The organism is Mesoterricola silvestris (genome assembly GCF_030295405.1).
Lineage (GTDB): Bacteria > Acidobacteriota > Holophagae > Holophagales > Holophagaceae > Mesoterricola > Mesoterricola silvestris.
Map to the genome: position 1 here is coordinate 766955 of NZ_AP027080.1, position 13328 is coordinate 780282.

Annotated in this window: 17 protein-coding genes; 4 read left to right on the forward strand and 13 right to left on the reverse strand. The window is 71.5% G+C overall.

All coding sequences use genetic code 11. From position 1 onward, the window contains the following. The 9 genes from R2J76_RS03195 to R2J76_RS03235 form a co-directional block, all read right to left on the reverse strand. A complete protein-coding gene (locus R2J76_RS03195) occupies positions 1 to 597 on the reverse strand; it encodes a LolA family protein (protein ID WP_316414339.1) in 597 nt (198 codons plus the stop codon). Then, positions 594 to 1013, reverse strand: a complete 420-nt coding sequence (locus tag R2J76_RS03200) for an acyl-CoA thioesterase (RefSeq protein WP_316414340.1) — start codon at positions 1011 to 1013, stop codon at positions 594 to 596. The genes R2J76_RS03195 and R2J76_RS03200 overlap by 4 nt, the downstream gene beginning before the upstream one ends. Next, a complete protein-coding gene (locus tag R2J76_RS03205) occupies positions 1010 to 2539 on the reverse strand; it encodes an HAL/PAL/TAL family ammonia-lyase (protein WP_316414341.1) in 1530 nt (509 codons plus the stop codon). The genes R2J76_RS03200 and R2J76_RS03205 overlap by 4 nt, the downstream gene beginning before the upstream one ends. Beyond that, entirely contained in the window at positions 2540 to 2893 is a 354-nt protein-coding gene (locus R2J76_RS03210) for an ApeI family dehydratase (RefSeq protein WP_316414342.1), read from the reverse strand. After that, complete coding sequence (locus R2J76_RS03215; RefSeq protein ID WP_316414343.1) at positions 2890 to 3153, reverse strand: acyl carrier protein; 264 nt, start codon at positions 3151 to 3153, stop codon at positions 2890 to 2892. The genes R2J76_RS03210 and R2J76_RS03215 overlap by 4 nt, the downstream gene beginning before the upstream one ends. Positions 3154 to 3221: 68 nt before the next feature. Beyond that, positions 3222 to 4526 (reverse strand): AMP-binding protein, encoded by a 1305-nt coding sequence (locus R2J76_RS03220; protein ID WP_316414344.1) that lies wholly within the window; start codon positions 4524 to 4526, stop codon positions 3222 to 3224. Positions 4527 to 4531: 5 nt separating this feature from the next. Then, positions 4532 to 4786, reverse strand: coding sequence for an acyl carrier protein (locus R2J76_RS03225; protein WP_316414345.1), 255 nt, complete (start codon positions 4784 to 4786; stop codon positions 4532 to 4534). A 120-nt stretch (positions 4787 to 4906) separates the two neighbouring features. Next, positions 4907 to 5794: a lysophospholipid acyltransferase family protein gene (locus tag R2J76_RS03230; RefSeq protein WP_316414346.1), complete on the reverse strand. Its 888-nt coding sequence runs from the start codon at positions 5792 to 5794 to the stop codon at positions 4907 to 4909. Positions 5795 to 5874: 80 nt separating this feature from the next. Further along, complete coding sequence (locus R2J76_RS03235) at positions 5875 to 7227, reverse strand: lipid biosynthesis B12-binding/radical SAM protein (RefSeq protein WP_316414347.1); 1353 nt, start codon at positions 7225 to 7227, stop codon at positions 5875 to 5877. A gap of 67 nt (positions 7228 to 7294) precedes the next feature. On the opposite strand from R2J76_RS03235, the gene R2J76_RS03240 reads away from it, so the two are divergent. Next, complete coding sequence (locus R2J76_RS03240) at positions 7295 to 8746, forward strand: polysaccharide deacetylase family protein (RefSeq protein WP_316414348.1); 1452 nt, start codon at positions 7295 to 7297, stop codon at positions 8744 to 8746. Next, positions 8739 to 9902: a DUF2062 domain-containing protein gene (locus tag R2J76_RS03245; protein WP_316414349.1), complete on the forward strand. Its 1164-nt coding sequence runs from the start codon at positions 8739 to 8741 to the stop codon at positions 9900 to 9902. The genes R2J76_RS03240 and R2J76_RS03245 overlap by 8 nt, the downstream gene beginning before the upstream one ends. Here the strand turns inward: R2J76_RS03245 and R2J76_RS03250 are convergent. The 4 genes from R2J76_RS03250 to R2J76_RS03265 form a co-directional block, all read right to left on the reverse strand. After that, complete coding sequence (locus R2J76_RS03250; RefSeq protein WP_316414350.1) at positions 9871 to 10317, reverse strand: ankyrin repeat domain-containing protein; 447 nt, start codon at positions 10315 to 10317, stop codon at positions 9871 to 9873. The two genes, R2J76_RS03245 and R2J76_RS03250, sit on opposite strands and share 32 nt — an antisense overlap. A 223-nt stretch (positions 10318 to 10540) precedes the next feature. Beyond that, positions 10541 to 10960, reverse strand: coding sequence for a GxxExxY protein (locus R2J76_RS03255; protein WP_316414351.1), 420 nt, complete (start codon positions 10958 to 10960; stop codon positions 10541 to 10543). Between the two features lie 281 nt (positions 10961 to 11241). Then, a complete protein-coding gene (locus tag R2J76_RS03260; protein ID WP_316414352.1) occupies positions 11242 to 11499 on the reverse strand; it encodes a phosphopantetheine-binding protein in 258 nt (85 codons plus the stop codon). Further along, on the reverse strand, positions 11480 to 12271 hold the full coding sequence (locus tag R2J76_RS03265; protein WP_316414353.1) for a lysophospholipid acyltransferase family protein: 792 nt from the start codon (positions 12269 to 12271) through the stop codon (positions 11480 to 11482). The genes R2J76_RS03260 and R2J76_RS03265 overlap by 20 nt, the downstream gene beginning before the upstream one ends. 89 nt (positions 12272 to 12360) lie before the next feature. Here R2J76_RS03265 and R2J76_RS03270 point away from each other — a divergent pair, with 89 nt between their 5' ends. Continuing rightward, the gene (locus tag R2J76_RS03270) at positions 12361 to 12660 is read left to right on the forward strand and encodes a hypothetical protein (RefSeq protein WP_316414354.1); all 300 of its coding nucleotides are present in this window, start codon (positions 12361 to 12363) and stop codon (positions 12658 to 12660) included. Positions 12661 to 12761: 101 nt separating this feature from the next. Further along, positions 12762 to 13328, forward strand: coding sequence for a metal-dependent hydrolase (locus R2J76_RS03275; RefSeq protein ID WP_316414355.1), 567 nt, complete (start codon positions 12762 to 12764; stop codon positions 13326 to 13328).

Consider the following 13328-nt stretch of genomic DNA (forward strand, 5'->3'; position numbering starts at 1 on the left):
CTACTCGAAGGAAAGGAGGCGCCGTTCCTCGGCCGTCAGGGGGGCCTCGGGGCGGAAGTTGAAAAACGTCAGGTCCATGGTGTCGCCCGAAGGCTCATCCACGTGGATGGTCTCGATGAAGGCGGCGCCGCGGATGCGCACGGCCTTGATGAAGGCCGCGGTCTGGGGCGCGGGGGTGAGGTGGATGGTCCACGCGCCGTCCCTGCCGGATTCCCCCTTCACGGTGAAGAGCCCGTCCAGGGCGCTCCAGCGGCCTTCCAGGAGCGACTTCATGATCTCGCCCATGCGGGCCACCATGGGGGTGTCCTTGGTGGTCTGGAGCTTGCGGCGCCCGGCGGCGTCCACCTCCAGGACGCCCTTGGGTCCGGCGGCCACCGTGAGGGGCAGGGGCTTGGCCATGCGCCACAGGACGCCCAGCTCCCGGGAGACCACGAGGCTGCCCGAGGACTTCAGGGGCCGGGAAAGGGCGGCGAGCCTGCGGGTCTGGGTGAAGTCCGCGTGCAGGACGGCGGTGGCCTTCAGGTGGGCGGTGAGCGCCTCGGGCACCGCCTGGGCGCAGAGGGCCGGGGCCAGGAGGAACCAGGCCGCGCGCCTCACGACAGGACCCCTTCCAGGGCCTGGGCGAGGACCCGGGGGCACTCGAACAGGAGTTCGCCGGTGGCGGTGTCCACCGCCAGCTGGATGGTCTCGGCCCGGTGCACCCGTTCGCCGGTGAGGGCGTCGGAGAGCAGGTAGCGGATGCGGATCCGCTGCTCGTACTCCAGCAGGCTGCACTGGACGCGAACGCTCTGGCCGTACTTCAGGGGGCGGATGTACTTCAGGTTGCAGGTGACCACGGGCCAGATGACGCCCCAATCCTTCATCTGCTGCCAGTCCAGGCCCACCTTTCGCATCATGGCGGTGCGGGCGATCTCCAGGTACTTCACGTAGTGCCCGTGCCAGGTCACGCCCATGGCGTCCACGTCGTGGAAGGGCACCTCGAGGACGATCTCGCCGGTGAGGATGGGTTTCATGGGTAGAGGCTCCAGTCGTGGTTCCGGATGGACGCCAGGAGGGCGCGCAGGGTGGTGTCCAGGGGGAGGTCCTCCTCCAGGAAGGGCAGCCACCCGAAGGATTCCAGGAAGGCCCGGGCGCCGGGGGCGAGCCGGCCCGGGGCGGGGTCCCCCTGGCGGTCCCTCAGGCGCAGGCCCTGCACCACGGCCAGGGCCAGGGCCGCGGCCACCTGCTCCGTGAGCTCCAGCACCCGCAGGCAGTCCCGGGCGGAGATGGTGCCCATGCTCACCTTGTCCTGGTTGTGGCACTCGGTGGACCGGGAGAAGACCGAGGCGGGCAGGGTGAGCTTGAGGGCCTCGGCGGTCCAGGCGCTGGCGCCGATCTGCACGGCCTTGAGGCCGTGGTTGATGGGGGCCCGGGGGCCCCGGGAGCCGGAGAGGTTCTGGGGGAGGCCGTTGTTGTAGCGGGCATCCACCAGCAGCGCCAGCTGGCGGTCCATGAGGTCCGCGAGGTTGGCCACGGCGGTCTTGAGGCCGTCCATGGCGAAGGCGATGTGCCCGCCGTAGAAATGGCCGCCGTGGAGCAGGAGCCCGTCCACGGGGTCCAGGAGCGGGTTGTCGTTGGCGCTGTTGAGCTCGTTCTCCACGTCCCGGCGCACCCAGGACAGGGCGTCGCCCAGCACCCCGATGACGTGGGGGGCGCAGCGGATGGAATAGCGGTCCTGGAGGCGCACCGCCAGGTCCTCGGCGGGGCCGCCCAGGTCCCCGTGGATGCGCGCGGCGGCGGCCCGGGGCCCGGCGTGGGGCTTGAGGGCGAAGAGCCGCGGGTGGAAGTGGTCCCGGTTGCCCCGCAGGGCCGCCACGGCCAGGGCCGTGAGCCGGCAGCAGAGGCGCTCCAGGTACTCCGCCCGGTGGAAGGCGAGGCAGGCCAGGCCGGTCATGACGGCGGTGCCGTTCATGATGGCCAGGCCCTCCTTGGGGGCCAGGCGCAGGGGTTCCAGCCCCGCCTCCGCCAGGGCCTCCCGGGCCGGGCGCACCTCCCCGCGGAAGGTGGCCTCCCGTTCGCCGATGAGGGTGGCGGCCACGTACGAAAGGGGCGTGAGGTCGCCGCTGGCCCCCACGGAGCCTTCGGCGGGGATGCGGGGCAGGACCCGGCGCGCCACGAGGCCCTCCAGGGCCTCCAGCAGCTCCCACCGCACCCCGGAAAAACCCTGGGCCAGGGAGTTCAGGCGCGCCACCAGCACGGCCAGGGTCTCGTCCTCGTCGAGGATGCGGCCCAGGCCGCAGCCGTGGTACCGGGTGAGATGGGCGGGCAGTTCGGGCACCAGGTCCGGGGGCACGGCGGTGGTGCAGGAGTCGCCGTAGCCGGTGGTGACGCCGTAGACCTCGGTGCCGCCCTCCAGGAGCGCGGCCAGGAAATCGGCCCCGGCCTGGATGCGGGCGCGGAAGGCCGGGTCCCGGTCCAGGGCCAGGGGCCGGGACCCGGTGGCCACCGCCACCACGTCCTCGATGCACAGGGGCCCGCGGCCCACGGTGACGGTACCCATCTATGTGTTTCCTTGGAAGTGGATGATGCCGCAGGCCTTGCGGGTATCGCCGTCCTGGAAGGCGAAGCGGAGGGATTCCCGGGCGGGGTCCAGGGCGAGGGTGAGGGTGAGGGCCTGGCCGGGGCGGACGATATCCGTGAATTTCAGGTGCTCGAGGCCCCGGAAGGCCCCCAGGGGGCCGAAGGCGGCCTCGGCGAAATGGATGGCCCAGTCCACCTGCACCACCCCGGGCAGGATGGGGTTGCCGGGGAAGTGCCCCTGGAAGCCCAGGAGCTCCGGGTCCAGCTCCAGGGCGAAGGCGGCGCTTCCCTCAGGCCCGGCCGGCGCGACCCGGGCGCTCGCGGGGAACCTCATCTGGCCTGCAGCATCTGGTGGACCGCCTCCACCACGTCCGCCACCGTGCGCACGTGCTTGAACTCCTCCGCCTTCACCCGCCTTCCGGTGATCTCCTGGAGCTGGATGGCCAGCTCCACCGCGTCGATGCTGTCCAGATCCAGATCCGTGAAGAGATGGGCCTCCAGGGTGATGCGCTCCGGGGCCAGCTCGAAGGAGTTGGCGAGGATGGTCCTCAGCTGCGCGAGGATCTCGTCCCGGGTGGGGTTGACGGTGGTCATGAGGTGAATCTCCCGTGGGCTTCGGCGTCCGGACCGGACACCCATCTTAAGGCAGGCGTCATCATAATTCAGGCATTACCGGCGGCGGCGAAGAGGGCCGCCAGATCCCCGGCCCGCAGCTTTCCCCGGGCGTCCCGGGGCAGTTCGGGCAGGAAGCGCCAGCGCCGGGGAAGGGCCGGCCCCTCCAGGGAGGCCGCGAGGTGCGCGCCCAGGCGCTCCCCCAGCGCGCGGCGCACGGCGGGGTCCTCCAGATCCGCGGGCCCGGCCAGGACGATGGCCGCCCCCAGCATCCGGCGCCGGCCCTCCAGGAGCACCACCGCCGCGTCCCGCACCAGGGGGTGGGCCTTCAGGGCCGCCTCCACCTGGGGCAGGGAGACCCGCTTCTCCTCGATCTTCACCACCCGGTCCAGGCGCCCCAGCAGGGCGAAGCGCCCGTCGGCGCCCAGGGCCACGGCGTCCTCCATGCGCAGGCCGGCGGGGCCCACCCGCGGGGAGCTCAGGAGCAGGGCCCCGTCGGCGGCCGCGGCCAGGGACATGTCCGGGAAGGGGGTCCACCGGGAGGAATCGGCGTCGGGGCCGGGGTTCCGCCAGGCGATGCCGCCGCTTTCGGTGCTGCCGTACACCTCCACCACCCCGCCGGGGGCCGCGGCCCGCCACGCCAGGGCATCCTCCCGCTCCAGGGCCCCCCCGGAGGAGAAGACCGCCGGCAGGTCCAGGCCCGCGATGGGCAGGAGCCTGGGGAGCCGGGCGAGGTGGGCGGGGCTGCTCACCAGCACGGGCCGTTCGCCCATGGCGGCCAGGAACCGCGCGGGGTCCCCGCAGGTCTCCGACAGGAAGATCTGCCCGGTGGCCAGGGGCCAGAACACCCGGAACAGGCATCCGTAGATGTGCAGGTGGGGCACGGTGGAGGCCACCGGGGCCGGGAGGGGGCCGAAGAGCCCCTCCAGCACCTCCACCTCCCGCACCAGGTCCTGGAAGCGCCGCAGGACACGCTTGGGGGATCCGGTGCTGCCGGAGGTCCAGAATTCCACGGGCCCGTCCCCCAGGGGGCGGCTGGGCGGCAGGTTGTCCGATGGGTCGGCCAGGTCGGCGTCCCGGAGGAGGCCGTCGGCCTCCAGGGCCCCCAGGGTGCCGGGCAGCAGATTGGGCGGCAGCACCGGCGCGCACCCGGCCAGCACCAGGCCCAGGAAGCCCGCCGCGAAGGCGAAGGGGTCCTCGCAGGCCAGGAGCCAGCGCCCCCCCGCCCGGGCCCTCCCGGCGACCGCCGCGGCGCCCCGGGCCAGGTCCCCGAAGGTGCGGGGACCCTTGCCGGTGAGGGCCACCACCTGGGCCTCCGGCCGGTCCTGGGCGAAGATGCCGTCCAGCCGCGCCACGGCCCTCAGGCCTCCAGCATCTTCTGCACGGAGAGCACCACGTCCTCCACGGTGCAGAGCACCCGGAAGTCGTCGGGGGCCAGGCGCCGCCCCGTGAATTCTTGCATGTGTTGGGCCAGTTCGACTTCGTCGATGCTGTCCAGGCCCAGGTCGGTGAAGAGGTTGGAATCCAGGTGCACGGAGCGCGGATCCAGCTGGAAATTGGTCTTCAGGGCGGCGCGGACCCACTGGAGAATCTCGTCCTGGGTCTTAGGCGGCATCGGGGCTCCGGCGGGGGGTGGGACGGCCCGGGTTCAAGGGGCTGCCGTGAGCGGGGCTCACGGGCTTTCGGCAGGACCCGGGACATTTGAATATCCAAGTATACATCAGAGGCGGCGGGCTCACCCGGGTCCGGTCTTCCCGGCCCACAGATCGAAGAAGTTGAAGAAGTGGTAGGGGTGGGTCCCCAGGAAGGCCTCCAGGGCCCGGGCGTAGGCCGCGGCGTAGGGGCGGTAGGCCTCCGGGGCGCGCCCCAGGCCCGCCGGGACGCGGATGACGGAGGCCAGGTGCATTTCGTACCGATCGGGCCCGGCCTTGTAGGGAAAGAGCACCGCCACGGGCGCACCGGTGGCCGAGGCCAGCTTGTAGGCGGTGAAGGGCAGGGGCACCGGGCCGCCCAGGAAGTCCACCGCGACGGTGCCGCCGCCGGCGCCCCAGGCCCGGTCCCCCATGAGGGCCACCACCTCGCCCCGCTGCAGGGCGCCCACCATGTCCGGGACCCCGCCCAGGAACGCCCCGGGGTCGATGACGCGGAAATCCCGGCCCGCGAAGGCCTGGAAGGGGGAGCTTTCGTCCCCGGCGTCGAAGCGCGCCAGCACGGAGATGGGCCGTTCCAGGCCCCCCAGGCCGGCCATGCCCAGCTGCCAGGCCCCCACGTGGGCCGTGACGATGACCAGACCCCGGCCCTCGGCGAGGAGGGCGGCCAGATCCGCCCGGCCCTGGAGGTGGGTGATGAACTCGCCGCGCCCCAGGAGCCGCAGGGCGGCCTGGTCCACCAGGATCCGGGCGAAGGAGCGGGTCAGACGGAAGGTATCCGCCAGGCGCCGGAGGCCCCGGCGCCCGTGGAACCGGTGGTCCAGGTAGGGCCGGCACCCCTGGCGGACGGAGGGCCGGGTGAGGGTGTAGTGGAGGCTCACCAGGTCCGCGAGGGCATAGGAAAGGGGCCTACCGGCCAGACGGATCAGGGCATGGAAGACACCCAGCTGCCACCGGCGGCCGATGCCGCTCACCCGCCATCCGGTCCGGCCAGGGCCCCCGGATCCTCCCGCACCCGGATGCGCCGGGTGGACTGCGGGCCTCTTCCGGAACTTCAGCACGGCGGCGTCTCCTGCCCGGGATGGCGGATGAGGGAGTCCCAGATCAGCCCCCGGAACCCCATGGCCCGCAGGGCCGCCATGCGCTCCCGGCCCCGCTCCGGCGGGAAGAACCGGTCCCGGCGGCCCTTGAAGGCCGCCTCGATGCGGGCCTCCATGGCCCCGGGATCCAGGCCCGCGGCGTGGTAGTACGCCGGTTCACGCAGCCCGTCGCCGGCGCCCACCCGGCCCTCCTGGAGGGCCAGGCGGTGCAGGGCGGTTCCGGGGAGGATGCGGATGCCGGAGAAGGCGAAGACCGCCGTGCTGGCCAGGCGGTCCAGGTTCGCGAGCCCCTCGGCGACCGTGGCTTCCGTCTCCCCGGGGCCTCCGAACATCACGAAGTGGGCGCAGGGGATGCGGCAGGCCGCGAAGAGCCCGTTGGCCTCCACCGCCTCCTGGAACGTGAAGCCCTTGCCCAGGCCCAGCAGGGTCGCGTCGGTGGTGGCGTCGGTGCCCAGTTCCGCCGCGCGCAGTCCCGCCCGGCCCATGAGGCGCAGATCCGCTTCCCGGATCAGGCTGGGGCGCATGTAGCAGGACCACCGGATGGGCAGGGCGCGGCGGGCCAGTTCCTCCACCACCTCCATGTGCTGGCCGGCGGCGTCGTTGAACACCGCGTCCGCGATGAAGAATTCCCTCTGCCCGAAACGGGCGTGGGCCTCCTGCAGATCGTCCACCACCAGGCGGGGGTCCCGGGCGCGGTGGGTGGCCCCCTCCAGGGCGGGGTAGTTGCAGTAGACGCAGCGGTGCGAGCAGCCCCGCTTGGTCTGGAGGCTGAGGAGGCCCGAGGCTTCCTGGTAGAAGCGGACGATGGCCCCGTCGAAGCGCGGCGCCGCCATGGCGGCCGCCGGGCCCGGGGCGCGGCTGATGCGGGGCGCCGCGCGGCCCGCGGCCAGGGCTTCCACCAGGTCGGCCGCGACCCCTTCCCCTTCCCCCGCGACGCCATAGTCGGCGCCCGTGTAGGCGAGGATCTCCTCCGGCAGGATCGAGAAGGCGGAACCCCCCAGGATGATGGGCGCGGAGGTGCAGGCGCGGGCCAGTTCCACCAGGCGCCTGGCCACGGCCGGATAGTCCGTGCGCGCCAGGGAATCGCAGCTGTCCAGGTTGCGCAGGGAGATGCCCAGGAAATCGGGGGCGCAGGCGCGCACCCGGTCCGTGAAGGCCGCCTCCGAGGCGCCTTCGGCCAGGAAATCGAACTGCTCCACCCGGTGGCCCCGGTCGGCCAGGGACCCCGCCACCACCGCCATGCCCAGCGGGAGCACCGGGTAGGGCTCCAGGGTCAGATTGGCGGAGACAAGGAGGATTCGGCTCATGGGGTCCCGGGATCCGTGGGCATGGCCGCAGGTCCGCGCCTGTTGTTAATTCTGTAATATAGCACACATGCGCTTTCCCCTTTCCGTGGCCCACCTGACGGCCCTCACCGCGTTCCAGCTGGCCTTCCTGCTGCTCTTCGTGGACCCGCGGCTGGCGGCGGTGCCCCTGGCCCTCTTCGTCCTGCTCTGCGGGGTCGCGCCGTTCATGACCCGGTTCGGGTTCTTCCTGCCCATCCTCTCCCGGGGCAGCCGCAAGGTGCCCAGGGTGGCCCTGAGCTTCGACGACGGGCCCGACCCCGAGGTCACCCCCGCGGTGCTGGACCTGCTGGACCGCCACGGCCTGAAGGCCGCGTTCTTCCTGGTGGCCGCCAAGGCCGAGGCGAACCCCGGCCTGGTGCGGGAGATCCTGGCCCGGGGCCACGAGATCGGCAGCCACAGCTGGCACCACTTCCCCATGCTCATGCTCCGGAGCCGGCGCGTCCTGCGCGAGGAGGTGGGCCGCGCCCAGGAGATCTTCAAGGGCTTCGGGATCCTTCCCAGGGCCTTCCGGCCCCCCGTGGGGATCACCAGCTCCCGGCTCTGGCCCGTCCTGCTGGACCACGGCATGTTCTGCGTGAACTTCAGCTGCAGGGCCCTGGACCAGGGCAACCGCCGCGTGCCGGGCCTGGCCCGGCGCATCCTGGGCAAGGTCCGGCCAGGGGATCTCATCCTCCTGCACGACGTGAGGCCCTCCCGGTCCACCCTGGACCGGCTCCTGGCGGAATTCGAGGAGCTCCTGGGGGGGCTGCGGGAGCGGAACCTGGAGGTGGTGTCCCCCTCCGCGCTCCTGGGCCGGGCCATCATGGGGCGCCGCCTGGAGGTCCAGGGCGCCGCCGAGAGCTTCTACGACGACCTCGCGGACACCTACGACGAGGAGCAGTTCGGCACCCCCGTGGCCCTGAGCCGGAACCTGGAGCTGGAGCTCTTCCGCAAGCGCGTCCCCGCCCTCCTCCAGGGCACCGGCACGGTGCTGGAGGTGGGGGCGGGCACCGGCATCTTCACCCTGGAGCTGGCGCGGCGGTGCGGCGAAGTGCACGCCGTGGACCTCTCCGGGAACATGCTCCGCCACCTGGAGCTCAAGGCCGGAGCCGCGGGCATCGCCAACATCCGCACCATGGAGGGGGACGCGGAGGCCCTGGACTTCCAGGGCCCCTACGCCGCCGTGTTCTCCTTCCTGGTCTTCGAGTACTTCCAGGACCTCCCGGGCTTCTTCCGGCGCCTGGCGCCCCACCTGGAACCGGGGGCGCCCGTGTACTTCTTCACCGCCCGCACCTCCTTCCTGCGGTTCTGGACCCAGCTGGGCAACGCGCTGCGCCAGGGCATCTGGCTCCGGTCCCGCTCCCGCCGGGAGGTGGCCGCGCTCCTGCGGGACGCGGGCATCGACCCGGTGCGCATCGAGGGCCACCTGCTCAAGGCCTTCGGCCGGGGGGGAATGATCCTGGAAGTGGAAGGGCGCCGGCGGGGGCCGTCCCGTGGGTGAGCCGCCCCGCCTCCTGGCGGTGGTGCCCGTCTTCGACCACGCCGCCACCCTGCGGGGGGTCGTGGAGGGGCTCCTGGGCCAGGGATACCCGGTGCTGGTGGTGGACGACGGAAGCCGGGACGGGGCCCTGGAGCGGGTGGCGGACCTGCCCGTGCGCACCCTGCGCCTGGAGGCCAACCGGGGCAAGGGCGCCGCGCTCCTGGCCGGGGCCCGGGCCGCCATGGCCGAGGGTTTCGAGGCCATCCTCACCCTCGACGCCGACGGCCAGCACTTCCCCGCGGATGCCCCGGCGCTGGTGGCCGCCGCCTTCGCGGCCTGGCCCGCCATCGCCGTGGGCGTGCGCGCCATGGACGGCGCCGACGTGCCCCGGTCCAGCCGGTTCGGCCGGGCCTTTTCCAATTTCTGGGTGCGCCTGGAATGCGGATGCGACCTGGCCGACACCCAGAGCGGTTTCCGGGTCTATCCCGTCGCCCTCCTCGCGGAAGGCCGGTTCCGGTCCCGGCGCTACGGCTTCGAAGTGGAGGTGCTGGTGCGGGGCGCCTGGGCGGGCCTGCCCATCGTGGAGGCCCCCGTCCGGGTGCTGTACCTTCCGGGAAGCCAGCGCATCTCCCATTTCCGGGCCTTCCGGGACAACCTCCGGCTCACGGCCCTCCACACCTTCCTGGTGACCCGCGCCCTCTTCCGGAGCCCCGGGACGCCCCTGGCCCGGGAGGCCCGCCGGGCCCTGGTGTCCCCATGCGCCTTCCTGCGGGCCCTGGCCCTGGAACACGGCAGCCCCGCGGCCCTGGCCACCGCGGTGGGGCTGGGGGTCTTCCTGGGCAGCCTGCCCATCATCCCCTTCGGCCTGCTGGTGATCGCCTTCGTCCACCAGCGCCTGCACCTGAACAAGCTGGCCGGCCTGGGCGCCTCCAACGTGTGCGTGGCCCCCTTCGTGCCCTTCGTGTGCGTGCAGATGGGGCACCTGCTCCTGCACGGCCGCTGGTGGACCACCTGGAACCGCCAGGGCCTCCTGGCCGAGCTTCCCCAGCGGCTGGGGGAATGGCTGCTGGGGGCCCTGGTGGTGGGCCCCCTGCTGGGGTTCCTGCTGGCCCTGCCGGCCTATTTCCTGGTGAAGCGGTTCCGCTCTACCGGGAAAGCAGCTCCACGCACTTGGTGAACCCGAATTCCTTGGCGTAGTCCACCGGCTTCCTGCCGGACACATCCGTGAGGCCGGGGTCGGCCTTGGCCTTGAGGAGGTCGGCCACGATCTCGTCGTGCCCGTAGTAGGCGGCCAGCAGCAGTGGGGAAACGCCCGGTTTGTACCGGCCGTACTTGCGAGTGGTGAGGATATTGGGATCCGCCCCCCGTTCCAGGAGCCACTTGGCGATGGCCGGCTGGCCGTAATAGGCCGCCCAGGCCAGGGGTGTCCAGCCCCACTTGTCGAGCTCGTTCACCTTCTCACCGGCCTCCACCAGGCTTTTGGCCAGGACCAGGTTGCCGTCCGCCACGGCCCGGGAGAGCTGGGTGCCCGCGTCGAGCGCCGGGGCGCCCAGGAGGACCGCGATGATGGCGAGGGTTGCCATGGGCTTCATGGGGACTCCTTGGTGGGTGGGTGACACCAGTATAGATCGGTGGATGGGTGAGACGTTTAGGGCCTGTTCGGGATCTGTGAGCAGGGATGGCTTGTATCCGATCGGCCCGGAGCATGGGGTTTCCAAGGAACGCTCTTTGGCATGGCACGTATGTCGTGCGCCACGAATACCAAGCAGAAAAACCAAACGCTGGGGCGCTGAGGACTCGCTGGGGCGCTGGGGGTCAGGGTCTGGTGTGAACGACGCGGCGGATTCCGCCATCCTTGAGGGGCCAGGCACGGAAGTTGAGAAGCAGGCCAACCTCGAGACTGGAGAATCGCAGCTGGCTGTTGATCTGGGCGAAGTGGGCATCCACCAGCTTCTCCACCGTTTTTGCTTCGACCACGACCTTGTCGTCCACCACGAGGTCCATCTTGTAGGCACCATCGACGGTCAGGCCCTCCCAGACGATGTCCAGGCAAACCTCCCGCAAGGCTTTGTGGCCACTCCCCCTCAAGGCATGCGCCAAGCAGGCCTTGTAAGCATCCTCGAGAAGGCCCGGCCCTAGCGCATTCTGAACCCGGATGGCAGCTTCGATTATCGCCTGTGTGATCTCCTGGTGGGGATAATCATCCCCTGAGTGTTCTCCCCAATAACGTGGCATGGGCCCCTCCAAGAGGACCTGCCCTCACCCCCCCCCAAAGTTCACCTTCTTTCCCCAGCGCCCCAGCGAGCCCTCTGCGCCCCAGCGTTTATCCTTTTCGATGGTCCTGCCGAATCCCCAAGGCCAGTCCCGTCACCGCTTCAGCCAGACCCCATTTCACGCGATGGCCTCCTGGTCTGCCTAGCTGCGTGCCTCGTATTCCCGTGCCGAAAATCCCGGTTTACGAGGCATAAGTCATGCGCACAACCTAACTATTCATTCAACCTATTAATTGCCCAACCCTAATTCGTTCCATCCCCAGCCAGCCATCGGGCCAGGGCCCTGACGGTGCCGAGCCGCTCCTGGAACGCGCCGGCCGCTTCCACGGATGCCCCGTAGCGGCGCTTGAGGGCCATGGCCAGTTCCAGGGCGTCCACCGAATCCAGGCCCAGGCCGCCCCGGAACAGGGGCTGGTCGTCGCCGATGTCTCCGGGCCGGAGGTCCTCCAGGTCCAGGGTCTCGATGATGAAGGCCTTGAGTTCAAGGGGCGTCGGAGCCATGGCTCTCCTCGTGGAAACGGCTCTCCAGGAGCCGCGTGAGGGCCCGGGCCGCCCGGGGGTGCTCCGCGACCGGCGCGGGATCGGCCAGGAGGGGAGCGCCGAATTGGAGCCCGAAGCGGCAGGTGGGCGCCGGAACCATGTACCAGCGGTCCCCCTTGGCCAGGAGGGGCGGGTCCACGGCGATGCGCACGGGCAGGATCGGGGCCCCGGTCCTCAGGGCCAGGTGGGCCGCCCCCCGCTTGAACCGGGGGGGCTGCCCGGCGCGGGTCCGTCCGCCCTCCGGGAAGATGACGAGGTTCCGGCCGGCCTCCAGGGCCTGGCCGCAGTGCTCCAGCACCGCCTCGGGCCCCTGGTTGGAGATGAAGCCCGCGGAGCGCACCAGGGACCCGAAGATGGGGCTGTTCCACACCGCCTCCTTGACCACGCACACCGTGTCCGGCAGGAGGGCGATGAGGACGACGATATCCAGGTACGAGGGGTGGTTCGCCAGGATGAGCACCCCCTCGGGTCCGGGGGGCCTGCCGTCCACGTCCACCCTGAGGATCCCGGACACCTCCAGCCCGAACACGAAGCATCGGAAAAAGAGCCGGATGATGCGGGCCGCCCGACGGCGCCTGGCCTCCCTGCCCCCCGGCAGGACCGCCAGGACCGGGGGGATGACCAGGGAGCACAGGCAGCCCCCCACCCCCAGGAGGGTGAAGAGGATTCCGCTGGTGAGGACCTTGCCGGCTTGACGGAGGCGCGAGGGCAGGCGGGAAGGGGTGGCGGCCATGGGTGACCTGTAAGTATGCCATTACGCCCCTTTTTAACAAACGGCCCCCCCCTTGCCCCTTGGGCTAGAATGGGGGTCCGGAGGCGGCCATGGTGAAACATTTGACCCTGATGGCCTTGGTTCTGGCGGGCGGCGCCGCCCTGGCCCAGGAGGAAAAGCCCGGCGTCGTGGAAGGGGTGAAGGAGGCCGGCAAGGAGGTGGGCCACGCCGTGAAGAAGGGCGCCAAGGCCGTGGGGAAGGGGGCCAAGACCGCCGGAAAGGCCGTGGGCCATGCCGCCAAGACCGCCGGCAAAGCCGTGGGCGAAGGGGCGAAGAAGGTGGGCCACGGGGTCAAGGAGGGCGCCAAGGACGTGGGCCACGGCGTGCGGGACGCCGTGAAGGGCCACTAGATCCCCGTCTCACCTTTTACACGCCCGTGGCAGGCCGGACCCCGGCTTTCCCTAGCATGGTGAATCCGGCGGCGCGCCTCCGGACCCTGTCCGAGGCCCCCATGCCCTCCCTCCTCGGTCACGCCGTCGCCGGCCTGGCCATCACCACAGCCTTCCAGGGGGACAAGCTCCCCCGCCGCACCTGGGCCCTGGCCGCCCTCTGCGCCATGGCCCCGGACCTGGACTGGTTCGTGAGCCTCCTGGACATGCACCGGGGCCACGTGCTCAACCACCGGGGCGTGGCCCACTCCCTCTTCGCGGCCCTGCTCATCGCCGCCACCGTGTTCCTCCTGGCCTACCGCCGGGACCAGCGCCGGGGCTCCGTGTGGCTCTGCCTGACCATCGCCGCCCTGTCCCACGGCCTCCTGGACGCCCTCACCTCCGGCGGCGTCGGCGTGGCCCTCTTCATGCCCTTCTCCGAAACCCGCTGGGCCTGCGTGTGGCAGCCCGGCCAGGTGGCCCCCCTGCCCCTGGGCCGCGTCCACACCTGGCGCTTCCTGTACAGCCTCTGGACCGAACTCTTCTGGATCGGCTTCCCCGCCCTGCTGCTGGCGGCCTGGTCCCGGCTCCTCCGCCGGGCCCGCCTGGCCCCGACCTTGTCGGAGGCGGTGCCGGAGAGCCCCTTCTAG